Annotated in this window: 24 protein-coding genes and 1 pseudogene; 11 read left to right on the plus strand and 14 right to left on the minus strand. The window is 64.3% G+C overall.

Translation table 11 applies throughout. From position 1 onward, the window contains the following. Positions 1-488 precede the first annotated feature (488 nt). A complete protein-coding gene (locus tag Lysil_RS00380; protein ID WP_103073619.1) occupies positions 489-944 on the plus strand; it encodes a DUF192 domain-containing protein in 456 nt (151 codons plus the stop codon). Between the two features lie 31 nt (positions 945-975). Here the strand turns inward: Lysil_RS00380 and Lysil_RS00385 are convergent, their stop codons facing one another. Then, complete coding sequence (locus Lysil_RS00385) at positions 976-1173, minus strand: rubredoxin (protein WP_103073620.1); 198 nt, start codon at positions 1171-1173, stop codon at positions 976-978. A gap of 87 nt (positions 1174-1260) precedes the next feature. On the opposite strand from Lysil_RS00385, the gene thiE reads away from it, so the two are divergent. The 3 genes from thiE to Lysil_RS00400 are packed head-to-tail and all read left to right on the plus strand — an operon-like array spanning position 1261 to position 3792. Beyond that, positions 1261-1869, plus strand: coding sequence for a thiamine phosphate synthase (gene thiE, locus Lysil_RS00390; RefSeq protein ID WP_103073621.1), 609 nt, complete (start codon positions 1261-1263; stop codon positions 1867-1869). Between the two features lie 16 nt (positions 1870-1885). Continuing rightward, on the plus strand, positions 1886-3178 hold the full coding sequence (gene hemL, locus Lysil_RS00395; protein WP_103073622.1) for a glutamate-1-semialdehyde 2,1-aminomutase: 1293 nt from the start codon (positions 1886-1888) through the stop codon (positions 3176-3178). Beyond that, positions 3175-3792 (plus strand): HAD family hydrolase, encoded by a 618-nt coding sequence (locus tag Lysil_RS00400; protein ID WP_103073623.1) that lies wholly within the window; start codon positions 3175-3177, stop codon positions 3790-3792. Before hemL ends, Lysil_RS00400 begins: the two co-directional genes overlap by 4 nt. Positions 3793-3801: 9 nt before the next feature. On the opposite strand, the gene Lysil_RS00405 is transcribed toward Lysil_RS00400, so the two are convergent. From Lysil_RS00405 to Lysil_RS00425, 5 genes are all read right to left on the minus strand, one after another. Then, complete coding sequence (locus Lysil_RS00405) at positions 3802-5025, minus strand: acetylornithine/succinyldiaminopimelate transaminase (RefSeq protein WP_103073624.1); 1224 nt, start codon at positions 5023-5025, stop codon at positions 3802-3804. A gap of 57 nt (positions 5026-5082) precedes the next feature. Beyond that, a complete protein-coding gene (locus Lysil_RS00410) occupies positions 5083-5514 on the minus strand; it encodes a VOC family protein (protein ID WP_103073625.1) in 432 nt (143 codons plus the stop codon). A gap of 20 nt (positions 5515-5534) precedes the next feature. Then, complete coding sequence (locus Lysil_RS00415) at positions 5535-6356, minus strand: SDR family oxidoreductase (protein ID WP_103073626.1); 822 nt, start codon at positions 6354-6356, stop codon at positions 5535-5537. Positions 6357-6421: 65 nt separating this feature from the next. After that, the gene (gene mpl / locus Lysil_RS00420) at positions 6422-7786 is read right to left on the minus strand and encodes a UDP-N-acetylmuramate:L-alanyl-gamma-D-glutamyl-meso-diaminopimelate ligase (RefSeq protein WP_103074889.1); all 1365 of its coding nucleotides are present in this window, start codon (positions 7784-7786) and stop codon (positions 6422-6424) included. Positions 7787-7811: 25 nt separating this feature from the next. Then, positions 7812-8390, minus strand: coding sequence for an adenylate kinase (locus Lysil_RS00425; RefSeq protein ID WP_103073627.1), 579 nt, complete (start codon positions 8388-8390; stop codon positions 7812-7814). A 102-nt stretch (positions 8391-8492) separates the two neighbouring features. On the opposite strand from Lysil_RS00425, the gene Lysil_RS00430 reads away from it, so the two are divergent. The 4 genes from Lysil_RS00430 (at position 8493) to Lysil_RS00445 (ending at position 11434) form a co-directional block, all read left to right on the plus strand. Beyond that, entirely contained in the window at positions 8493-9728 is a 1236-nt protein-coding gene (locus tag Lysil_RS00430) for a 6-phosphofructokinase (RefSeq protein ID WP_103073628.1), read from the plus strand. A gap of 363 nt (positions 9729-10091) precedes the next feature. After that, the gene (locus tag Lysil_RS00435) at positions 10092-10529 is read left to right on the plus strand and encodes a hypothetical protein (protein WP_103073629.1); all 438 of its coding nucleotides are present in this window, start codon (positions 10092-10094) and stop codon (positions 10527-10529) included. A 13-nt stretch (positions 10530-10542) separates the two neighbouring features. Then, entirely contained in the window at positions 10543-11169 is a 627-nt protein-coding gene (locus Lysil_RS13100) for a DUF2846 domain-containing protein (protein ID WP_129588324.1), read from the plus strand. A 40-nt stretch (positions 11170-11209) separates the two neighbouring features. After that, complete coding sequence (locus Lysil_RS00445; protein ID WP_103073631.1) at positions 11210-11434, plus strand: DUF167 domain-containing protein; 225 nt, start codon at positions 11210-11212, stop codon at positions 11432-11434. 3 nt (positions 11435-11437) lie between these two features. Here the strand turns inward: Lysil_RS00445 and Lysil_RS00450 are convergent, their stop codons facing one another. Then, a complete protein-coding gene (locus tag Lysil_RS00450) occupies positions 11438-11947 on the minus strand; it encodes a hypothetical protein (protein WP_240599987.1) in 510 nt (169 codons plus the stop codon). 163 nt (positions 11948-12110) lie between these two features. Here Lysil_RS00450 and Lysil_RS00455 point away from each other — a divergent pair. Both Lysil_RS00455 and Lysil_RS13460 read left to right on the plus strand, forming a co-directional pair. Beyond that, a pseudogene (locus Lysil_RS00455) lies at positions 12111-14153 on the plus strand (sodium-translocating pyrophosphatase); the annotation flags it as partial. A gap of 138 nt (positions 14154-14291) precedes the next feature. Further along, positions 14292-14612, plus strand: a complete 321-nt coding sequence (locus Lysil_RS13460) for an OmpA family protein (protein ID WP_240600239.1) — start codon at positions 14292-14294, stop codon at positions 14610-14612. Between the two features lie 68 nt (positions 14613-14680). Here Lysil_RS13460 and Lysil_RS00460 read toward each other — a convergent pair whose 3' ends face one another. The 7 genes from Lysil_RS00460 to Lysil_RS00490 are packed head-to-tail and all read right to left on the minus strand — an operon-like array spanning position 14681 to position 18460. Further along, a complete protein-coding gene (locus Lysil_RS00460) occupies positions 14681-15358 on the minus strand; it encodes an aquaporin (RefSeq protein ID WP_103073633.1) in 678 nt (225 codons plus the stop codon). Then, the gene (locus tag Lysil_RS00465; protein WP_103073634.1) at positions 15355-15738 is read right to left on the minus strand and encodes an arsenate reductase ArsC; all 384 of its coding nucleotides are present in this window, start codon (positions 15736-15738) and stop codon (positions 15355-15357) included. The genes Lysil_RS00460 and Lysil_RS00465 overlap by 4 nt, the downstream gene beginning before the upstream one ends. Positions 15739-15771: 33 nt before the next feature. Continuing rightward, entirely contained in the window at positions 15772-16260 is a 489-nt protein-coding gene (locus Lysil_RS00470; protein WP_103073635.1) for an ArsI/CadI family heavy metal resistance metalloenzyme, read from the minus strand. Beyond that, a complete protein-coding gene (locus Lysil_RS00475; protein ID WP_103073636.1) occupies positions 16257-16598 on the minus strand; it encodes an ArsR/SmtB family transcription factor in 342 nt (113 codons plus the stop codon). Before Lysil_RS00475 ends, Lysil_RS00470 begins: the two co-directional genes overlap by 4 nt. A gap of 48 nt (positions 16599-16646) precedes the next feature. Beyond that, on the minus strand, positions 16647-17420 hold the full coding sequence (locus Lysil_RS00480) for a dioxygenase family protein (RefSeq protein ID WP_103073637.1): 774 nt from the start codon (positions 17418-17420) through the stop codon (positions 16647-16649). A gap of 16 nt (positions 17421-17436) precedes the next feature. Beyond that, entirely contained in the window at positions 17437-18042 is a 606-nt protein-coding gene (locus tag Lysil_RS00485) for an NAD(P)-dependent oxidoreductase (RefSeq protein ID WP_103073638.1), read from the minus strand. Between the two features lie 31 nt (positions 18043-18073). Continuing rightward, a complete protein-coding gene (locus tag Lysil_RS00490; RefSeq protein WP_103073639.1) occupies positions 18074-18460 on the minus strand; it encodes a DoxX family protein in 387 nt (128 codons plus the stop codon). A gap of 138 nt (positions 18461-18598) precedes the next feature. On the opposite strand from Lysil_RS00490, the gene Lysil_RS00495 reads away from it, so the two are divergent. Further along, positions 18599-19504: a LysR family transcriptional regulator gene (locus Lysil_RS00495; RefSeq protein WP_103073640.1), complete on the plus strand. Its 906-nt coding sequence runs from the start codon at positions 18599-18601 to the stop codon at positions 19502-19504. The last annotated feature ends 62 nt before the right edge of the window (positions 19505-19566 follow it).

Below are 19566 nucleotides of genomic sequence, written 5' to 3' on the forward strand. Positions count from 1 at the left end.
ATGGACAGTTGCCACCGCCAGACGTCCGCACAAGTTTCCTGCGTACACCTTGTCATAGAACCGGTTGGGCCTCAGCGCCTTCCCCGTCTTGTCCCGTTCGCGTTTCGCTTCAGGGAGCCGACTACTATACAACGTTTTTCGCTACCGTCAACACCTTGCAGCGAACTTTTTTCTTTCGTTTCACTCCGAAACTTTCGCCGAAGTGAGCCGCATATCTTAGCTCGTTTTTCGCTACCGTCAACAACCTGCAGCGAAAATCTTGTTTCCTTCACTGCCAGCGTTTCCGCTGGAGTGAGCCGCCCATGATAGCGCGATTTCCGTGTCCGTCAACTGCTTTCTTCGTTTCCGAAGGCCGCTGCGTCTGGCCGGGCTGCGAATAATACCGAACGTGAATGGGGAGTCAAGCGTTTCCGGAAACATTTTTTCTTGACGCCTCCCCGGCAACCGGCAAGATGCACGGAATCCCCTCATTTCCGTGGTCAGAATCGATGCGCCAGTTCCGCCTTGCCCTGCTCGTCTCCCTGTCCCTGCTGGCTTCCGGCTGCGCCAATTCGGTGCAATCCACCGCCTGGGTGGAGCTGCAGGGCCACCGTTATGACGTGGAATTGGCCAAAACCGAGGATCAACGTGAACGCGGGCTGATGTTCCGCGACAGCATGACCGGGGACCACGGGATGCTGTTTATCCATGACCGCCAGGAACCTCAAGCCTATTGGATGAAAAACACCAAGATTCCGCTGGATATCCTCTATTTCGACAATGGCCTGAAGCTGGTGGCGCAGCAGCGCAATGTGCCGCCGTGCACCCTGGGCGACCAGTGCCCGCCCTATCCGAGCAATGTCCCGGCGCGCTACGTGCTGGAGCTGAACGCCGGCCAGGCCGACGCGATGAACCTGAAGGATGGCGCCGTGCTGGCGGTCAAGCCGGGCGCGATCGGCCAATAAGCGCCATCGCGAGCGCCGCAGGATCGGGGGATCAGATCTCGGTCATCTCGAAATCATCCTTGGTGACGCCGCAATCCGGGCACGTCCAGGTGTCCGGGATGTCTTCCCAGCGGGTGCCGGCGGCGAGGCCTTCTTCCGGCAATCCCAGCGCCTCGTCGTAGATGAAGCCGCAGACCACGCACATCCAGGTGCGGAAGGGGGTATCGGCGGCAACGGCAAGTTCGGACATGTCAGGCTGGATGCGGGAAGATGCGCCATTGTCCCATGCAGGCCAGCCATCATCCACGTGCCCCCTTCCTTGTCCCGACACAACGCCATGCCCGCACGCGGCCTGTACCTGATCACGCCGGAGGACGGCGACACGCTGCGGCTGGTCCAACGCGTGCGCGCGCTGCTGCAGTTCGCGGCGTTGCTGCAATACCGCGACAAGCTGGCCGATCCGGGATCGCGATTGGAACGCGCGCAGGCATTGCAGGCGTTGTGCGCCGAATTCCACGTGCCGTTGATCATCAATGACGATGTCGAGCTTGCGGCGGCGGTGACTGCAGCGGGCGTGCATTTGGGTGAAGACGATGGCGCGATCGCCACGGCGCGCGTTCGGCTCGGCAGCGACGCGATCATCGGCGCGAGTTGCTATGACAGTATCGAGTTGGCGCGCACCGCAGCGGCACAAGGCGCCGACTACATCGCATTCGGCGCGCTGTTTCCCTCATCCACCAAACCGCATGCACGCAAGGCGACACCGCAATTGTTCGCCGCAGCCGCGCCGCTGGGCGTGCCGCGAGTGGCGATCGGCGGCATCACCCCGGACAATGTGCGCATGGCTGTCGCAGCCGGCGCCGATCTGGTCGCGGTGATCAGCGGCGTGTTCGACGCGACTGACCCTGTTTCCGCAGCGCGCGCCTGCGCAGCTGCTTTTGACTGATCAATACGAGAGACCCATGGACACTTCCCGTTCGCACGACCTGTTCACCCGCGCCCAGGCGCTGATGCCCGGCGGGGTGAACTCGCCGGTGCGCGCGTTCAAGTCGGTGGGCGGCGAACCGTTCTTCACTCAGCGCGCCGATGGTGCTTATCTGTTTGACGTCGATGGCAACCGCTATATCGACTACGTCGGTTCGTGGGGCCCGATGATCGTCGGCCACAACCATCCGCAGGTGCTGGATGCGGTGATTGCCACGGCGCGCGATGGCTTGTCGTTCGGCACGCCGAATCCGCTGGAAGTGACGATGGCGGAGACGATCACGCGGCTGATCCCGAGCTGCGAGATGGTGCGGATGGTGAATTCCGGTACCGAAGCGACGCTGTCAGCGATCCGCCTGGCACGCGGCGCAACCGGGCGCGCGCGCATCGTCAAGTTCGAGGGCTGCTACCACGGCCACGGCGATTCCTTCCTGGTGAAGGCCGGCAGCGGCGCGCTGACCTTCGGCGTGCCGACCTCGCCGGGCGTGCCCAAGGCGCTGGCCGATCTCACCCTGACGCTGCCCTACAACGACATCGAGGCTGCGGAGAAACTGTTCGACGAACACGGCGACGACATCGCCGCGCTGATCATCGAGCCGGTGGTCGGCAATGCCAATTGCCTGCCGCCGCGCGCCGGTTTCCTGCAACAGTTGCGCGAGTTGTGCACGCAACACGGCGCGCTGCTGATCTTCGACGAAGTGATGACCGGCTTCCGCGTGGCACTGGGCGGCGCGCAGGCGCGCTACGGGGTGGCGCCCGATCTTTCCACCTTCGGCAAGGTGATCGGCGGTGGCATGCCGGTGGGCGCTTACGGCGGTCGCCGCGAGTTGATGCAGCAGATCGCACCGGCCGGCCCGATCTACCAGGCCGGCACGCTCAGCGGCAATCCGGTGGCGATGGCGGCGGGCCTGGCGATGCTCGATCTGGTGCAGGCACCGGGCTTTTACGACGCGCTGGAAGCGAAGACCAACGCCTTGTGCGACGGTCTGGAAGCAGCGGCGCGCGATGCCGGCGTGGCGTTCTCGACGCAACGTGTCGGTGGCATGTTCGGGCTGTTCTTCAGCGCGGAGAAAGTTGATACCTATGCACAGGCCGTGGCCTGCGACAGCGCGCGCTTCAATCGTTTCTTCCACGCGATGCTGGAACGCGGCGTGTTCCTGGCGCCATCGGCGTTCGAGGCCGGCTTCATGTCATCGGCGCATGCGCAGGCGGAAATCGATGCCACGGTCGCCGCTGCGCGCGAGGCCTTTGCGGAGATCGCCGCGGGATGATTGCACCAACCTGCGTCCTGTTCGATCTCGATCACACACTGACGGACTACGACCACGAGCGGCGCGTGCAGGTGCTGGCGCAGCGCATTGGTTTTTCGCCGGCAAGCGTCCATGCCGAGCTGTTCACCTCGGGGCTGGAACGCGAATCCGATCTTGGCCGCTTCGATCCACGGGAACATGCACGCGCGATCTCGCGTCGGCTCGGCGTCACGGTGACGCTGGACGATTGCATCGTCGCACGGGCGGCAGCGATGACACCCGATCCCGAGATGATCGCGCTGGTGCAGGAACTGTCCGGACGCGCGACGCTCGCCATCCTCACCAACAACGGATTGCTGGTGCGCGATCACTTCGCGGCGATCTGCCCGGAATTCGCCGGATTCTTTGGCGACCGCGTGTTCTGTTCGGCGCAGCTGAAACTCGCCAAACCCGATCCCGCGATCTTCCTCGCCTGCGCGGAACGTTTGGGAATCGCGCCGGAGTGCATTCTTTTCACCGATGACAAGGCCGCGAACGTCGATGGCGCGCGGGCCGCGGGCTTGCAGGGGCAGCACTTCCGCGATGCGGCGACGTTACGTGCCGCGCTGGTGGAGAACGGAGTGCTGCCCGCATAACGCGGCTGATCAGGCCGTAACGAACGCCTGCAAGGCACGCTCGAGCCGCGCCAAACCTTCGGCAACATCAGCATCACCGATGTTGAGCGCGGGCACGAAACGCAACACATCGGGACCGGCCTGCAGCAGCAGCAAGCCTTGTGCGGCGGCGAGATCGAGAATGTCTCCGGCCTTGCCTGCGTATTGCGGTTTCAGCACTGCGCCGAGCATCAGGCCGCGTCCGCGCACTTCGGAGAACACATCGAGTTTGGCGTTGGTCGCGGCAAGGCCATCGCGGATCGCCTGTGACTGGCGCGCGACATTGGCTTCGATCCGTGGCGACGACAACTCGCGCAAGGCCACGCGCGCGACCGCTGCCGACAGCGGATTGCCGCCGAAGGTGGTGCCGTGCGATCCGTATTGCAGCGTATCTGCCGCGCGCTCGCCGACCAGCAGCGCGCCGATGGGAATGCCGCCGCCGAGCGCCTTGGCCAGGGTGACGACATCGGGCACCACGCCATCCTGACGATGCGCGAACAGCGTGCCGGTGCGACCCATGCCGGCCTGGATTTCATCCAGCACCAGCAACGCGCCGTGGCGATCGCAGAGTTCGCGCACGCCGCGTAGGTAGCCATCGGCGGCCGGCATCACCCCGCCCTCGCCCTGCACCGGTTCGATCATCACCGCGCAGACATCGCCTGATGCCATCGCGGCGTCGAGCTGGGCGAGATCGTTGAAATCGACGTAACGGAAGCCACCCGGCAGTGGCTCGTAGCCTTCCTGGTATTTCGGTTGCGCGGTCGCGGTAACCGTGGCCAGCGTGCGACCGTGGAAACTGCCGCGACAGGTGACGATCACGCGTCGTTCCGGCGGCCGGCCCTGCGCCGCGGCGTGGCGACGCGCCAGCTTGATCGCGGCTTCGTTGGCTTCGGCGCCGGAATTGCAGAAGAACACCCGCTTGGCGAAACGCGAGGCTGCGACCAGTTCTTCGGCGAGACGCAGTGGCGGTTCGCTATGGAACACGTTGCTGGTATGCCAGAGCTTATGCGCCTGCGTGGTCAAGGCTTCAATCAGCGCCGGATGGGCGTGGCCGAGCCCGCACACGGCGATGCCGGCGGAGAAATCGATGTATTCGCGACCGTCGCTGTCCCACACGCGCGAACCCCGCCCGCGTTCCAGCACCATCCCGCGCTGGCGGTACACCGGCACGTAGTAATCGCGGCCGAGGGCGAGGAGATCCTGGGTATTGGTCATGTCTGTGTTCCGGATGAAGCAGATTCCTCGGCGCTGCCTCGGAATGACGAAAGAGGATTACCAGGTGCCGGCATTGGGCATCGATGCCCACGGTTCGGCGGGCGGAAGGTGGCCGTCCTGCAACAGTTCCACCGAAATCAGGTCGGGCGAGCGCACGAAGGCCATGTGGCCGTCGCGCGGGGGGCGGTGGATGGTGTAGCCCAGCGCCATCAGCCGCGCGCAGGTGGCATAGATGTCGTCGACGCGAAACGCGAGGTGGCCGAAATTGCGCGCGCTGCCGTAGTCCTCGGTGTTGCCGTTGGCATCGGGCCAGTTGTAGGTCAGTTCGATCTCGGCGTTCGGGGTTTCATCGGCGGCGAGGAAGACCAGTGTGTAGCGGCCTTTCTCGTTTTCCATGCGTCGCGTTTCGCGCAGGCCGATGCCTTCGCAGAAAAAACGCAGCGTGGCGTCGAGATCGCGTACGCGGATCATGGTGTGGAGGTATTTCATCGCTCAGGCATCCGGTTCGATCAGGGGTCGAGGAACAGATCGGGCAGCAGCGGCTTCGAGGGATCGACCGCGTACTGGCTGAAATCGGTGACGCCGGCTTCGCGCAGCACTTCTTCGTCGATGAAGAAGCGGCCATTGCTGGATTTGGCATCGCGCAACAACACCGCATGCACGGCGTCGGCGACGATCTCGGGTTTGCGGCAACGGTCAAGGTCGATGCCGGGGATCATGTTGAGTGCGTCGGTCGCTACGATTGTCTTCGGCCACAGCGCGTTCACCGCCACGCCCTGACGGCCAAACTCGCCGGCCAGTCCCAGGGTGACGAAGCTCATGCCCATCTTCGCCAGGGTGTAGGCGGTGTGCCCGGCCCACCACTTCGGTTCCAATGAAGGCGGCGGCGCCAGGGTGAGGATGTGCGGGTTCGGCGACTTCAGCAGTTCCGGCAGGCAGGCCTGCGCGCACAGGAAGCTGCCGCGCGAGTTGACGCCGGTCATCAGGTCGTAGCGCTTCATCGGCGTGTCGAGCACGCCCGCCAGCCAGATCGCGCTGGCATTGTTGACGAGGGTGTCGAGTCCGCCGAAGGCATCGACGGTGGCGGCGACCGCCGCCTTGACCTGGTCCTCTTCGCGGATGTCGCACTGGATCGCCAGCGCCTGGCCACCGGCGGCGCGCACTTCCTCGGCGACGCTGTGGATGGTGCCCGGCAGTTTCGGATTGGCGACACTGGACTTGGCGACGATGGCGATGTTGGCGCCGTCACGCGCGGCGCGCAGGGCGATGGCACGGCCGATGCCACGCGAGGCGCCGGTGATGAACAGGGTCTTGCCGCGCAGTGTGGCCATGGGTCGATGACTTCCAGAGAGATCGAACCGGAAGTCTAAGGCACATCGGTTACCAGGCGTGTCGGTCAGGTGTGGTCGCGCAGCACTTCGACGAAACGCCGCGGCGCGCCATCGAAGCCGCCGTTCGACATGAACACCACGTGGTCTCCGGCGTGCACGCGCTTGCGCAGTTCGGCGATCAGGGCATCGGCATCGGGTACGGCGATCGCCTCGCCGCGCAGCGCGCCGATCACTTTCACCGCGTCCCACGGCAGTTCGGGCCGCGCGAGGAAGACCACCGCGTCGGCGCCTTCCAGCGATGGCGCCAGTGCATCGGCGTGTGCGCCCAACCGCATCGAGTTGCTGCGCGGCTCCATCGCCACCACGATCCGCGCGTTGCCGACACGTGCGCGCAAGCCGGCCAGGGTGGTCATGATCGCAGTCGGGTGATGGGCGAAATCGTCGTAGACGGTGACGTCGCCGACGTCGCCGACCACTTCCAGTCGACGTTTGACGCTGCGGAAATTTGCCAGCGCCGGAATCACCGAGGCGACGTCGACACCCACCGCATGGCAGGCCGCCAGCGCCGCGAGTCCGTTCATCACGTTGTGGCGACCAAGCATCGGCCAGCGCACCGTTCCGACCACGGCGTCCTTGTGGATGACGTCGAACGCGCTGCCGTCGTTCTCGACCAAGCGCGCCGACCAATCGTAGCCGTCGCCGATGCCGAAAGTCTCGACCGGCGTCCAGCAGCCCATCTCCAGCACGCGCTTGAGGTTCTTGTCTTCGCCGTTGACGATCAGGCGGCCGTTGCCCGGCACCGTGCGTACAAGGTGGTGGAACTGGCGCTCGATCGCGGCAAGGTCGGGAAAGATGTCGGCGTGGTCGTATTCGAGGTTGTTGAGGATCGCGACCTGCGGCCGGTAGTGGACGAACTTGCTGCGCTTGTCGAAGAACGCGGTGTCGTATTCGTCGGCCTCGACCACGAATTCCTTGCCCGCGCCAATGCGCGCCGACACGCCGAAATCCTCGGCGACGCCGCCGATCAGGAAGCCCGGCGCGCGGCCGGCGGCTTCCAGCAGGAACGTGGCGATGGTGGTGGTGGTGGTCTTGCCGTGCGTTCCGGCAACCGCGATCGTGGTGCGCCCGGGCAGCACGTGGTCACGCAGCCATTCCGCGCCCGAGGTGTAGGGCAACGCGTGATCCAGCACATGCTCGACCGCGGGGTTGCCGCGCGACAGCGCATTGCCGATGACGATGGCATCGCAGTCGGGCGAGATGTTGTCCGCCGCGCAGCCTTGGCTGAGCTGGATGCCAAGTTTTTCCAGCTGGGTGGACATCGGCGGATACACCGCCTGATCGCTGCCTTCGACGGCGTGGCCGAGTTCGCGCGCGAGTGCGGCAACGCCGCCCATGAAGGTTCCGGCGATGCCGAGGATGTGCAGTTTCATGTTGCCTTCGGGATGACGATATTTCTCAACCAACCGCTTGACCGGCACCGAGCGATTCGATGATGCGGGCGAACACCTCGTTGAGGCTGCCGACGCCATCGACCGCACGCAGGATGTCGTGCTGACGGTAGTGATCGATCACCGGCGCGGTCTGGTCGGAATACACCTTGAGGCGCGTGCGCACCGATTCCGGGGTGTCGTCGGCGCGACCTTCGGCCTTGGCACGGCCGGCGATGCGTTCCACCAGCAATTCCGACGGCACTTCCAGCAGCACGGCGACATCGGCGGGTTGGCCGATCTTCGCCAGCAATGTGTCGAGTGCCTGCGCCTGCGCGCGGTTGCGCGGATAGCCGTCGAGGATGAAACCATTCGCGGTATCGGGGCGCGAGAAACGATCTTCCAGCATGCCGAGCAGGATGGCATCGCTGACCAGTTCGCCGCGCGCCATCACCACCGAAGCCTCCAGGCCCAGTTTGCTGCCGGCCGCCACCTCTGCCCGCAGCAGGTCGCCGGTGGAAATATGTGGCACCTGCAAGTGTTCCTTCAGGCGCACGGCCTGCGTGCCCTTGCCGGAGCCGGGAGGGCCAAGGAGAACCAGTCGCATGCTCACTCCATGTAAATACGGTTGTTCCCGGACGCTGGACTCCATCCGGACTCCGTGCCAGCTTAGCGCATCCCGCCCCAAATCCCAGCCAGGATCCCCCGCATGGCCCGCCCCAGTCCGTCCCAAGGCACCCTGCTCTACGCCCAATCCGGTGGCGTGACCGCAGTGATCAACACCACCGCTGCCGGCGTCATCAGCGAAGCACGCAGCCGCAAGGTCAAGGTGCTGGCCGCGCACAACGGCATCCTTGGCGCCTTGAACGACGATTTGTTCGATACCTCCGCGCTCACGCCAACACAACTGCGGATGCTGGCCCACACCCCGGGCGGCGCCTTCGGCAGTTGCCGGGTCAAGCTGAAATCGCTGGAAGAGGATCGCGCCCGCTACGAACAGTTGCTGGAGACGTTCCGCCGCCATGACGTGCGTTGGTTCCTCTACAACGGCGGCAACGATTCCGCCGATACCGCATTGAAGGTGTCGCAACTGGCGCAGGAATTCGATTACCCGCTGACCTGCATCGGCGTGCCCAAGACCGTCGATAATGATCTTGCCGTCACCGACTGCTGCCCCGGTTTCGGTTCCGCGGCGAAATACACCGCGGTGTCGGTGCGCGAATGCGCGCTCGACGTCGCCGCGATGGCCAAGACTTCGACCAAGGTCTTCGTGTACGAGGCGATGGGTCGCCACGCCGGCTGGCTGGCCGCAGCGGCGGGTCTCGCCGGGCGCACGGAAGATGAAGCGCCGCACATCATCCTGTTCCCGGAACGCGCCTACGACGAAGCCGCGTTCCTCGCGCGGGTGCAGGCGGTGGTCGATCGCGTCGGCTGGTGCGTGGTGGTGGCGAGCGAAGGCATCCGCGATGCCGAGAGCCGTTTCGTCGCCGACGCCGGGGCCTCCAAGGACGCCTTTGGGCATACCCAACTTGGCGGTGTCGCCGCGTATCTTGCCGGTCGCGTGCAGCAACAGCTCGGCATGAAGGTGCACTGGACACTGCCCGATTACCTGCAACGCTCGGCGCGCCACATCGCCTCGCAAACCGATTTCGAACAGGCGCGTGCGGTTGGACGCAAGGCAGTGCAATACGCATTGAAGGGCTTGAACGCGACGATGCCGGTGATCCGCCGCTTGTCCGATTCGCCGTATCGCTGGAAGATCGTGCCGGCGCCGTTGAGCGAGATCGCCAACGCCGAGAAGAAGATGCCGGCGGACTTCATCCGCGACGATGGTTACGGCATCACCGCGGAAGCGCGTCGCTACCTGCAACCGCTGATCCGCGGCGAAGCTTATCCGCCGTATGCGCGTGACGGGATGCCCAAATACCTGGATTTGCATATTTGACAGCTTGACGGCGCCCCTACCGACTCGGCTAGAGTCGGTGCGTTCTTCGGGGGGAAGAGGTCGATGTTGGGGATTCGGATCATTGCCTGCGCGTGCGTATTCGCGTGCGTGAATGCTGCTGCGCAAAGCGCATTTCCGGTGCAGGCCGCCGCCAATGCCAGCGGCGATGCTGCGATACGGATTCCATCGACAACCGCGCCACCTGCCGATGCAGCAGCAAATGCGCCACAGTCGCCCGTACCAACCAAGACGCCCGCGACACCTCCAGAACCAGTGGGCGCACCAGCGCCATCAGCGGCCCTGACATCGGTACCCGCAGAAAAGGCCGCACCGGCACCCTCAGGAGAATTCCTGGCAGCGGGATTGGCGATCCCCCTGGCCTCCGACAAGGAATGGTCTTCCGCAGTCCTCAAACCCGGGGATGCCGTCACCATGCATGTCAGCGAAGACGTGATGCTGGATGGACGCATCGTCATCCCTTCCGGAACCCCGGCCAGCGGTGAGGTCATCGATTCGCAATCCGGCGGCGCTGGCGGTGCACCCGGCAAGTTGTCGGTGTCCGCGCGCTCCATCCAATTGGGAGAGCGGGTGATTGCACTGCGCTCGCGACTGTCTGCCGGCAACGGTGTCGGCAAGGATCGTAGCAATGTCTCCATGGCGGTCAGCCTCGCCGTCGGCGTCTTCGGCTTGTTCGTCAATGGCGGCAGCGTCACGATTCCTGCCGGCACGCCGATGTCGGCGAAGCTCGCGCAGGACACGCCATTCGCATCCACCGATTCGCCCGTCACATCTCAACCGTAGAGGAAATTCACGAATGAAACGCACTCTCGCCGCACTGGCCGTCGCCCTCGTCTGCTCGCTCATCACGCTGCCGGTCATGGCACAGGGAGCCATCGCCATGCCGATGCAACAGGCAACAACGACCGACCAGGCAATGCCGGTGCAACAAGCACCGACGACCGCACTGCCGGCAGCCGCGCAAGTACCGACAGCAACACCTGCCCCGGCAACCGCGCAAGCACCGACAGCAACACCTGCCCCGGCAACCGCGCAAGCACCGATAGCAACACCTGCCCCGGCTGTCGCCAGCACTGAACCGCAAGGCCTCGTCGGCCCCGCTCCGGCGGACAAGGCCCAGATCGTGTTCTTCCGTCCTTCCGGGATGGGAGCGGCCATCAGTTTCAAGGTGCGCGAAGGCGAGCAGGAATTGGGCAAGTTGGGCAACCGCGACTATTTCATTGTCACTGTGGCACCGGGCAAACATTCCTACGTCGTACATTCCGAAGCAAAGGACACACTCAACATGGAAGCCGATGCCGGCGAGACCTATTACGTTCGGGGCTCCATGTCGATGGGCTTCATGGTCGGACATCCGCACCTTGCACAGTCCGACAAGGCGACATTCGACGGAATATCATCCAAGCTGAGCAAGACCAACTGATTCATTCGCAACACGGTGCGCATGCTGGCAGACTTCCGGCATGCGCACCCTGCAACTCAAGGTCAAGCCGAACGCCCGCACGCAGTCGCTGGTACAAGGCGATAACGGCGTGTGGCTGGCGCAACTGAAATCACTGCCAGTGGACGGCAAGGCCAATGCCGAGTTGATCGCGCTGCTGGCCGATCATTTCGATTGCCGCAAGGCCGACATCACCATCAAGGCCGGCGCAAGTGGACGGATGAAACTGGTGACGATCAGGGATTGATCGTCACTTGCACGCCTTGCCCTCGACATTGGTGGCGATGGCGTACTGCGGCAACTGGTCGGCACCGTGACTCTTCAGCGTGTCCTCCTTGCCACCGATGTAGACACGGGCACTCCCCTGGGCATCGAGCTTGGGCGGCACCGCCGTTGACGACGGCTTGCGCCAGATCCGCACCACCGCGACCTGCGTCGGGCATTCGGCGCTGTGCACTTCGATCTGGTCATTGAAGATCCAGCCGCCGGCCTTGGTCGGTTTCGCTTCGCCGGCATCGCGCAGGCGCACGCGGGGGTGGCAGGCCGGATTGGTGTTCACCACTTCCGACAGATAGGGCGATGCCGCCTTGCCGGTGAACTGGCCTTCGATGCGCGCGCAGGCTTCGGGGATGGTGCGCAAGGTGTGGCGCACGCCGATGGCCTGCGGCTTGCCGGGATCGCGGCGGATTTCCGGCGTTTCCGCGGCATGGAGGGTGAAACTGGCGACGCACAGCGCCGCGAAAACGATGAGATGGCGCATGACGATTTTCCATGGCTGCGTTGCGGTGATGGCAATCAGGCTGCCATGGACCACCTGAACGTTTTATTGCGCCACAACAAAGCCGGTCGCCGCGCTGTGCGATAGTCGATGCAGCTGCCGTTCATCTACCTACGTCATACCCACCCAACCTACGGGAGGCTTCATGCTGGAGCAGTACGGTCTTGTCCTGGCGCTGATCTGCGCCCTGATCGCCATCGGCTACGGACTCGTGTCCGCCGGCTGGATCAACCGGCAACCCGCCGGCAACGAACGCATGCAGGAAATCGCCCACGCCATCCAGGTCGGCGCGCGCGCCTATCTCAATCGTCAATACACCACCATCGCCATTGCCGGCGCGCTGCTGTTCTTCGTCATCGGCATGGCCTTGCATTGGCCGACCGCCTTCGGCTTCCTGATCGGCGCGGTGCTGTCGGGCGCGGCTGGCTACATTGGCATGAACATCTCGGTGCGCGCCAACGTGCGCACCGCGGAAGCCGCGAGATCCGGCATGGGGCCGGCGATGAACGTCGCCTTCCGCGGCGGTGCGATCACCGGCATGCTGGTGGTCGGACTCGGCCTGCTCGGCGTCGCCGGTTACTACTACGTGCTCACGCACATGGGCTATTCGCAGGAAGCCACGCTGCACGCGCTGATCGGCCTCGCCTTCGGCTCGTCGCTGATCTCGATCTTCGCGCGCCTCGGTGGCGGCATCTTTACCAAGGGCGCGGACGTCGGCGCCGATCTGGTCGGCAAGGTCGAAGCCGGCATCCCCGAGGATGATCCGCGCAACCCGGCGGTGATCGCCGACAACGTCGGCGACAACGTCGGCGACTGCGCAGGCATGGCCGCCGACCTGTTCGAGACCTACGCGGTCACCGTGATCGCGACGATGTTGCTGGGTGGCCTGATGGCGGCATCGCCGGGCGCCGATTTCGCCGGCAAGAACGCCGTGCTGTATCCGCTGGTGCTGGGCGGCGTCTCGATCATCGCATCGATCATCGGCACCTTCTTCGTCAAGGTCAGCGGCGACAAGCCCAACATCATGGGCGCGCTGTATCGCGGCGTGATCGTTTCGGCGGTGCTTGCGGCGCTCGCGTTCTACCCGATCACCAAGGCGTTGATGGGCGATACCGCCCACGGCGCGACGAACCTCTACATGTGCGCGCTGATCGGCCTGTTGCTGACCGGCGTGATCGTGTGGATCACCGAGTACTACACCGGCACGCAGTACAAGCCGGTGCAGCACGTGGCGCAGGCATCGACGACCGGACACGGCACCAACATCATCGCCGGCCTCGGCGTATCGATGAAGTCGACCGCGCTGCCGGTGATCGCGGTCTGCCTGGCGATCTGGCTGTCGTACAAGCACGGCGGTCTCTACGGCATCGCCATCGCCGCGACCTCGATGCTGTCGATGGCAGGGATGATCGTCGCGCTCGACGCCTACGGCCCGATCACCGACAACGCCGGTGGCATCGCCGAAATGGCGGAACTGCCGCCGGAAGTGCGCAACATCACCGATCCGCTCGACGCCGTCGGCAACACCACCAAGGCGGTGACCAAGGGTTACGCGATCGGTTCGGCCGCACTAGCCGCGCTGGTGCTGTTCGCCGATTACACCCACAACCTGCAGACGGTGCACCCGGGGATGACGTTCGCGTTCGATCTCTCCGATCACCGGGTGATCATCGGCCTGCTGATCGGCGGCCTGATTCCCTATCTGTTCGGCGCGATGGCGATGGAAGCGGTCGGCCGCGCCGCCGGTGCGGTGGTGGAGGAAGTGCGCCGCCAGTTCCGCGACATCAAGGGCATCATGACCGGCGAGGCCAAGCCGGACTACAGCAAGGCCGTCGACATGCTGACCAAGTCGGCGATCAAGGAGATGATCGTGCCGTCGTTGCTGCCGGTGGTGGTGCCGATCGTGGTCGGCATGCTGCTGGGGCCGGAAGCGCTGGGTGGATTGCTGATCGGCACCATCGTCACCGGCATCTTCGTCGCGATCTCGATGACCACCGGCGGCGGCGCCTGGGACAACGCCAAGAAGTACATCGAGGATGGACACTTCGGCGGCAAGGGTTCCGAAGCGCACAAGGCCGCGATCACCGGCGACACCGTCGGTGATCCCTACAAGGACACCGCCGGCCCGGCCGTCAATCCGCTGATCAAGATCATCAACATCGTCGCGTTGTTGCTGGTGCCGTTGCTGCCGGTCTCCGGCGGAACGCATGCGGCATCCTCCGGCTCGACTGCGATGACCGCGCCCTCCACTGATGCGGTCACCGTCTCCACCGGCCAGCCGGGTGAAGTCGCGGCCAATGTTGCGGCGGGCGGTGCGGCGGCGGCAATGGATCCGGCGCGCGATGCCGTGCTGTATTTCGACAGCGGATCGGCGGTTCTCACTGGCGAAGGCGATCAGGCCCTGACCGCGCTGGCACAGACCATGAAGGCGCACGCCGAAGTGCAGGCGACCATCAGCGGCTTCCACGATGCCAGTGGCAGCGCGGCAAAGAACGCCGAACTGGCCAAGCAACGTGCCGAAGCCGTGCGTGATGCACTGGTGGCGGATGGCGTGGACAGCGCGCGGGTGACCCTGGACAAGCCGGTGCAGACCGAAGGCGGTGGCGATCCGCGTGAAGCGCGGCGGGTGGAAGTGCACGTGCGCTGAGGAATTTCACGCACATCGATGCAATGACAGACCCCGGGCAACCGGGGTCTTCTTGTCGCACGGATCACTCAGCCCTGTTCGTCTAAGCGGGTTTGTGGATCAAGCAGCGTGGCGACCAACAGACCTGTCGCACCACCCAGCAATTGCGCCAGCACGAATCCACCGATGTCGTCGGGACGAATCCCGGCGAACGTCTGCGTGAGCGATCGCGCGATGGTGACCGCGGGATTCGCGAAGGATGTGCTGGCGGTGAACCAGTACGCCGCGAAGATGTAACTCGCCACCAATGCCGGCACCGCGGCCGGACGCCGCCTGATCCCGAGCAGGATGGTCAGGACCAGTCCGAAGGTCGCGACCGCTTCGCTCAACCATTGCGCTGCGCCAGTACGCACATGGGTTCCGGGCTGGATCAGCGCAAGACCGAACATCGCGTGCGCCAGCATCACGCCAATGATCGCTGCAACGATCTGGACGGCGATGTAGGCCACGGCCTCCATGGTCGAGATTTCGCCACGCATGCACATGAGCAAGGTGACCACGGGATTGAAGTGCGCGCCGGAAATGGGCCCCAGCACGACGATCAATACGTACAGGATTCCTGCGGTGGCACCTGCGTTCGCCAGCAATGCGATCGCCGCGTTTCCTTGCGACAGATTGACTGCCATGACCCCCGAACCGACCACGGTGGCCAGCAGCAACATCGTGCCGATGAACTCGGCCAACAACTTGCGACGCAACGTGATCACAACGTCGCCAGCAAGGCTTTGACGCGCGCCGAGATTTCATCGCGCACGGCGCGATAATCGGCATCGTCCATGTGCTTGGGATCCGGCAACGCCCAATCCTCGCGGCGTTTGGCCGGAACCCACGGACAGTTGTCGCCACAACCCATCGTCACCACGGCATCGAATTCGCCATCGATCTCGTCCAGCGATTTCGATGCGTGCCGGGACAAGTCGTAACCGATCTCGCCCATGAAGCGAATCGCCTTGGGATTGATCACGCCCGATGGCTTGGAGCCGGCACTGAGCGCCTCGACGCCATCGCCACCGTGGATGCGAGCGAACGCCTCCGCCATCTGGCTGCGATTGGAGTTCTCGACGCAGACGAACAGGACACGTTTCATGGGATCAGACTCATATCAAGTCAAGGCCAAGGATCAGCAGCAGCCGGACTGCGGCGCGCAACAGGACGTGGCCTGTTCCGGGCGCGGCTTCATCGATGACACATCGGGGCTGCAGACTGCGCCATCGGTCGCGCATGGGGCGTCGCCGGCGTGGTAGGTGGTGGCTTCGCCGAAGGTATGGAACGTCTCCCAGCGCGTGCCTTGCGGATCTTCCGTCCACAGCTTGTCCGACTGCGCGTAGCAGCAGATCGTGGCCTCTTCCGGTACACCGGTGCCGCCCGCGGCATCGAGACGCCGGCCGATCGTTGCCAAGGCCTCGGCGCTGTCGACCTGGAAGCCCAGGTGGTCGATGCCCTGCGCCCCGCCAGTGGTGGAGATTGCGAAATTCACCTGCGGATCCTCCAGCATCCACTTCGCGTAATCGGGCTTGAGCACGGCGGGCGGCGTCGCGAACAACTCGGAATAAAAGCGGATGCTGGCGGCAAGGTCGGCAACGTTGAGGTGCACATGAAAACGATTCACTTGGAAGCTCCTTTCCTGCTGGGTTTGCAAACAGACACGGGGCCGCATGCGCCGGAGCCGGCACAGCATTTTTCGGTGAGAAAGGCGATCAACGCGTTCATCTGCTTGTAGTCGGCGCTGACGCGGATCACCCGGCCTTCGCGCTGGTCATTCACGAGGCCAGCGGCGCGCAACACGTTGAGATGTGCGGTCAGGGTGGCGGCGGGCGTGTCCAGCCGTTCCCGCAACTCGCCGACGGCCAGCCCATCCGGCCCGGCCTGGACCAGCGCGCGGAATGCGGCCAGCCGTGTTTCATGGCTCAGGGCGTTGAGGGCGGAAACGGCGCTGGCGTTCTTCATATTTCCATTATTCTGGAAATATGGAAATTATGCAACTCCCCCGCGCGGCTAGCCCCAGCCGAACGAATCCATCGACAGCGTGCCGTGGGTCATTCCGCCTTCGATCAATGAAGCGACATCTGCATCATCACTGGCGCCCAACGCCACCAGCAGCGGCAGGAAATGTTCCTCCGTCGGATGCGCTCGCGTGGCATGCGGCGCACGCCGCCGATAGTCGAGCAGCCCTTCGACGTCGCGTTGCGCAACTGCGGCGCCCACCCACTCGACGAATGCCTGCGCGTATTCCGGATCGGAAAGGTGCTGGCGCAATTCGTACAAGTTGTGGGTGAGACTGCCGGAACCGATCACCAGCACGCCCTGTTCGCGCAACGGCGCCAGCGCGCGCCCAAGCCGCAACGCGCCTTCAGTATCGAGGTCATGCGGCATCGATACCTGAACCACCGGGATGTCGCCCTGCGGACGCAGATGCCGCAGTGGCACCCAGGCGCCGTGATCGAGTCCGCGATGATCATTCGCCGCGACCGCGAAACCGGCATCCTTGAGCAAGCGCGACACCTCCTGCGCAAGCTGCGGATCACCCGCAACGGGATAGTGCAGCTGGTACAACGGCGCCGGAAATCCACCGAAATCATGTATGGTTTCCAGCGTCGTCGCAGCGGTCACCTGCACGCCGCGTGTCTGCCAATGCGGCGACACCACCACGATCGCGCGCACCCCATCCAATGTTTCGCCAAGACGCGCAAGTTTCGGTCCGAGCAGGCCCGGTTCCAACGCGAACATTGGTGAACCGTGGGAAATGAACAATGCAGGCGTGCGTGACATGGCGAATCCAGCGTGATCAGTTTGCAACTGTGAAGCGGCGGCCGGCGTGCGCGGATTTTTCCAACTCGTCGACGACCGCGACGGCGAAATCCTCCGCGCTGATGGAATCGCCGATGGGGTTGTCGCTGCCCAGGCGATAGCGACCGCTGCGCTCGCCGGGCGCGATCATCGGCGCGGGCGACAGGAACGTCCATGCCAGCCCCTTGGACGCACGATACGCATCGAGCACGTCGGACAACGTCGCCGCCTCCTTGTAATAGATTGCCGGGAACCCGGGCGTGTCCTTGAGCTGCACGCCGTCCACTTCCAGTGAACCGGCGCCGCCAACCACAAGCATTCGACCGTTCGGTTGCGCGGCGATGAGGTCGCGATGCGCCTGCAGGTACGAATCATGCGAACCGCCAGTGCGATCCGGTGGCACGGCAATGACGGTGGCGTCGGAACCGTTGACTGCACCGACGATCACGGGTGTGTCAGCGAGTTCCGCAGCCTGCGCCTTCGTTGCGCCAGCGACAGCTGTTCCCGCGCGGCTGATGGCGGTCACCGTGTGACCACGGCGAGCGGCTTCGGCGACGACCCGCGAACCGATCATGCCGGTGGCGCCAATGACGGTGATGTTCATGTGTTTTCTCCTGTCGAAAGGGATGGATACATCATTTGCTCTTGCGCGAACGCAGGGCATCGATGCTGTACGCACCGGCGCCATTGGCGAACAGCACCAGGAAGCCGCCGGCCATGGCGATGTTCTTCCAGAAATTGATCGCCTGCATCTGGTCGGCGAAGTTGTGGTGGAAGACCAGCGCCGAGATCACCGAGAACCCGGCCAGCGCCAGCGCGACCCAGCGGGTGAAGAGGCCGCCGAGGATGGCGAGGCCACCGCCGAGTTCGGTCAGGATGACCAGCGGCAGCAACGCGCCCGGCAGACCTGCCGATTCCATGTAGTGCTGGGTCCCGGCGTAGGCGGCGATCTTGCCGACACCGGAGATGATGAAGATCAGCGACAGGCCGACGCGGCCGAGCAGAGTGGCGAAATTGTTCACGCTGTGGGACTCCCGAAGTGGATTGCATGGAAACCAGCGGACAGGCCGCTGGACTTGAGGCCACTGTATTGGTCATAGCGACCGGAATAAACATCGTTTCAATTGACAGATTGGATCGAATATCGGAACAATCCTGCGATGGACAAGATTCGGGAAATGGCCAGCTTCATCGCCGTGGTCGACGCCGGCAGCTTCGTCGGTGCCGCTGACGCCACCGGCTTGTCCAAGGCGGCGATTTCCCGCCACGTCGCAGAACTGGAACAACGCCTCGGCGTGCGCCTGCTCAATCGCACCACGCGCCGCCTGTCGCTGACCGATGACGGCCAGCGCTTCCATGCCCGCGCCAAGGAGCTGCTGGCCACGCTCGACGAATTCGAATCCGAGATCACCTCGCACACCGGCGATCCCAGCGGCCTTCTGCGCATCAACGCACCACTCACTTTCGGCGTGCTGCACCTGGCGCCGCTCTGGGGCCGTTTTTCCGCGCTGTATCCCAAGGTCGCGCTTGACGTCAACTTGAACGACCGCGTCGTCGACCTGATCGAGGACGGCTTCGACCTCGCGATCCGCATCACCAACATGCCGAGCTCGCAGCTGGTGAGTCGCAAGCTGGCATCGACGCGGATCGTCTTGTGCGCATCGCCCGGCTATCTGCGGACGCATGGCACGCCGACGCGGCCCAGCGAGCTGGCACGACATCGCGTGATCGGCTATTCCTACTGGTCGGGGCGCGACGAATGGAGTTTCACCGCGCCGGACGGCGGCAGCGTGCGCGTCACCACCACGCCATGGCTGCGCACCAACAACGGCGACACCTGTCGCGCGGCGGCGCTGGAGGGCCAGGGCATCATCCTGCAACCCGATTTCATCGTTGGCGGTGACCTGCATCGTGGCGACCTGGTCGAACTGATGCCGGACTACCATTCGATCGAAACGGGCATCCATGTGGTCTACCCGACGCGCAAGCATTTGCCGATGAAGATGCGGCGGCTGATCGACTTCCTGGTCGATGCCTTCCAGGACCCGATCTGGAACCGCTGTTGACACCACATCATCGTTCCCTGTGTGGAACGATGCGGGTCGATTCCGGGCGCTGGCCGTGTCAT

This window comes from Solilutibacter silvestris (genome assembly GCF_002895945.1).
Taxonomy (GTDB): Bacteria; Pseudomonadota; Gammaproteobacteria; order Xanthomonadales; family Xanthomonadaceae; genus Solilutibacter; species Solilutibacter silvestris.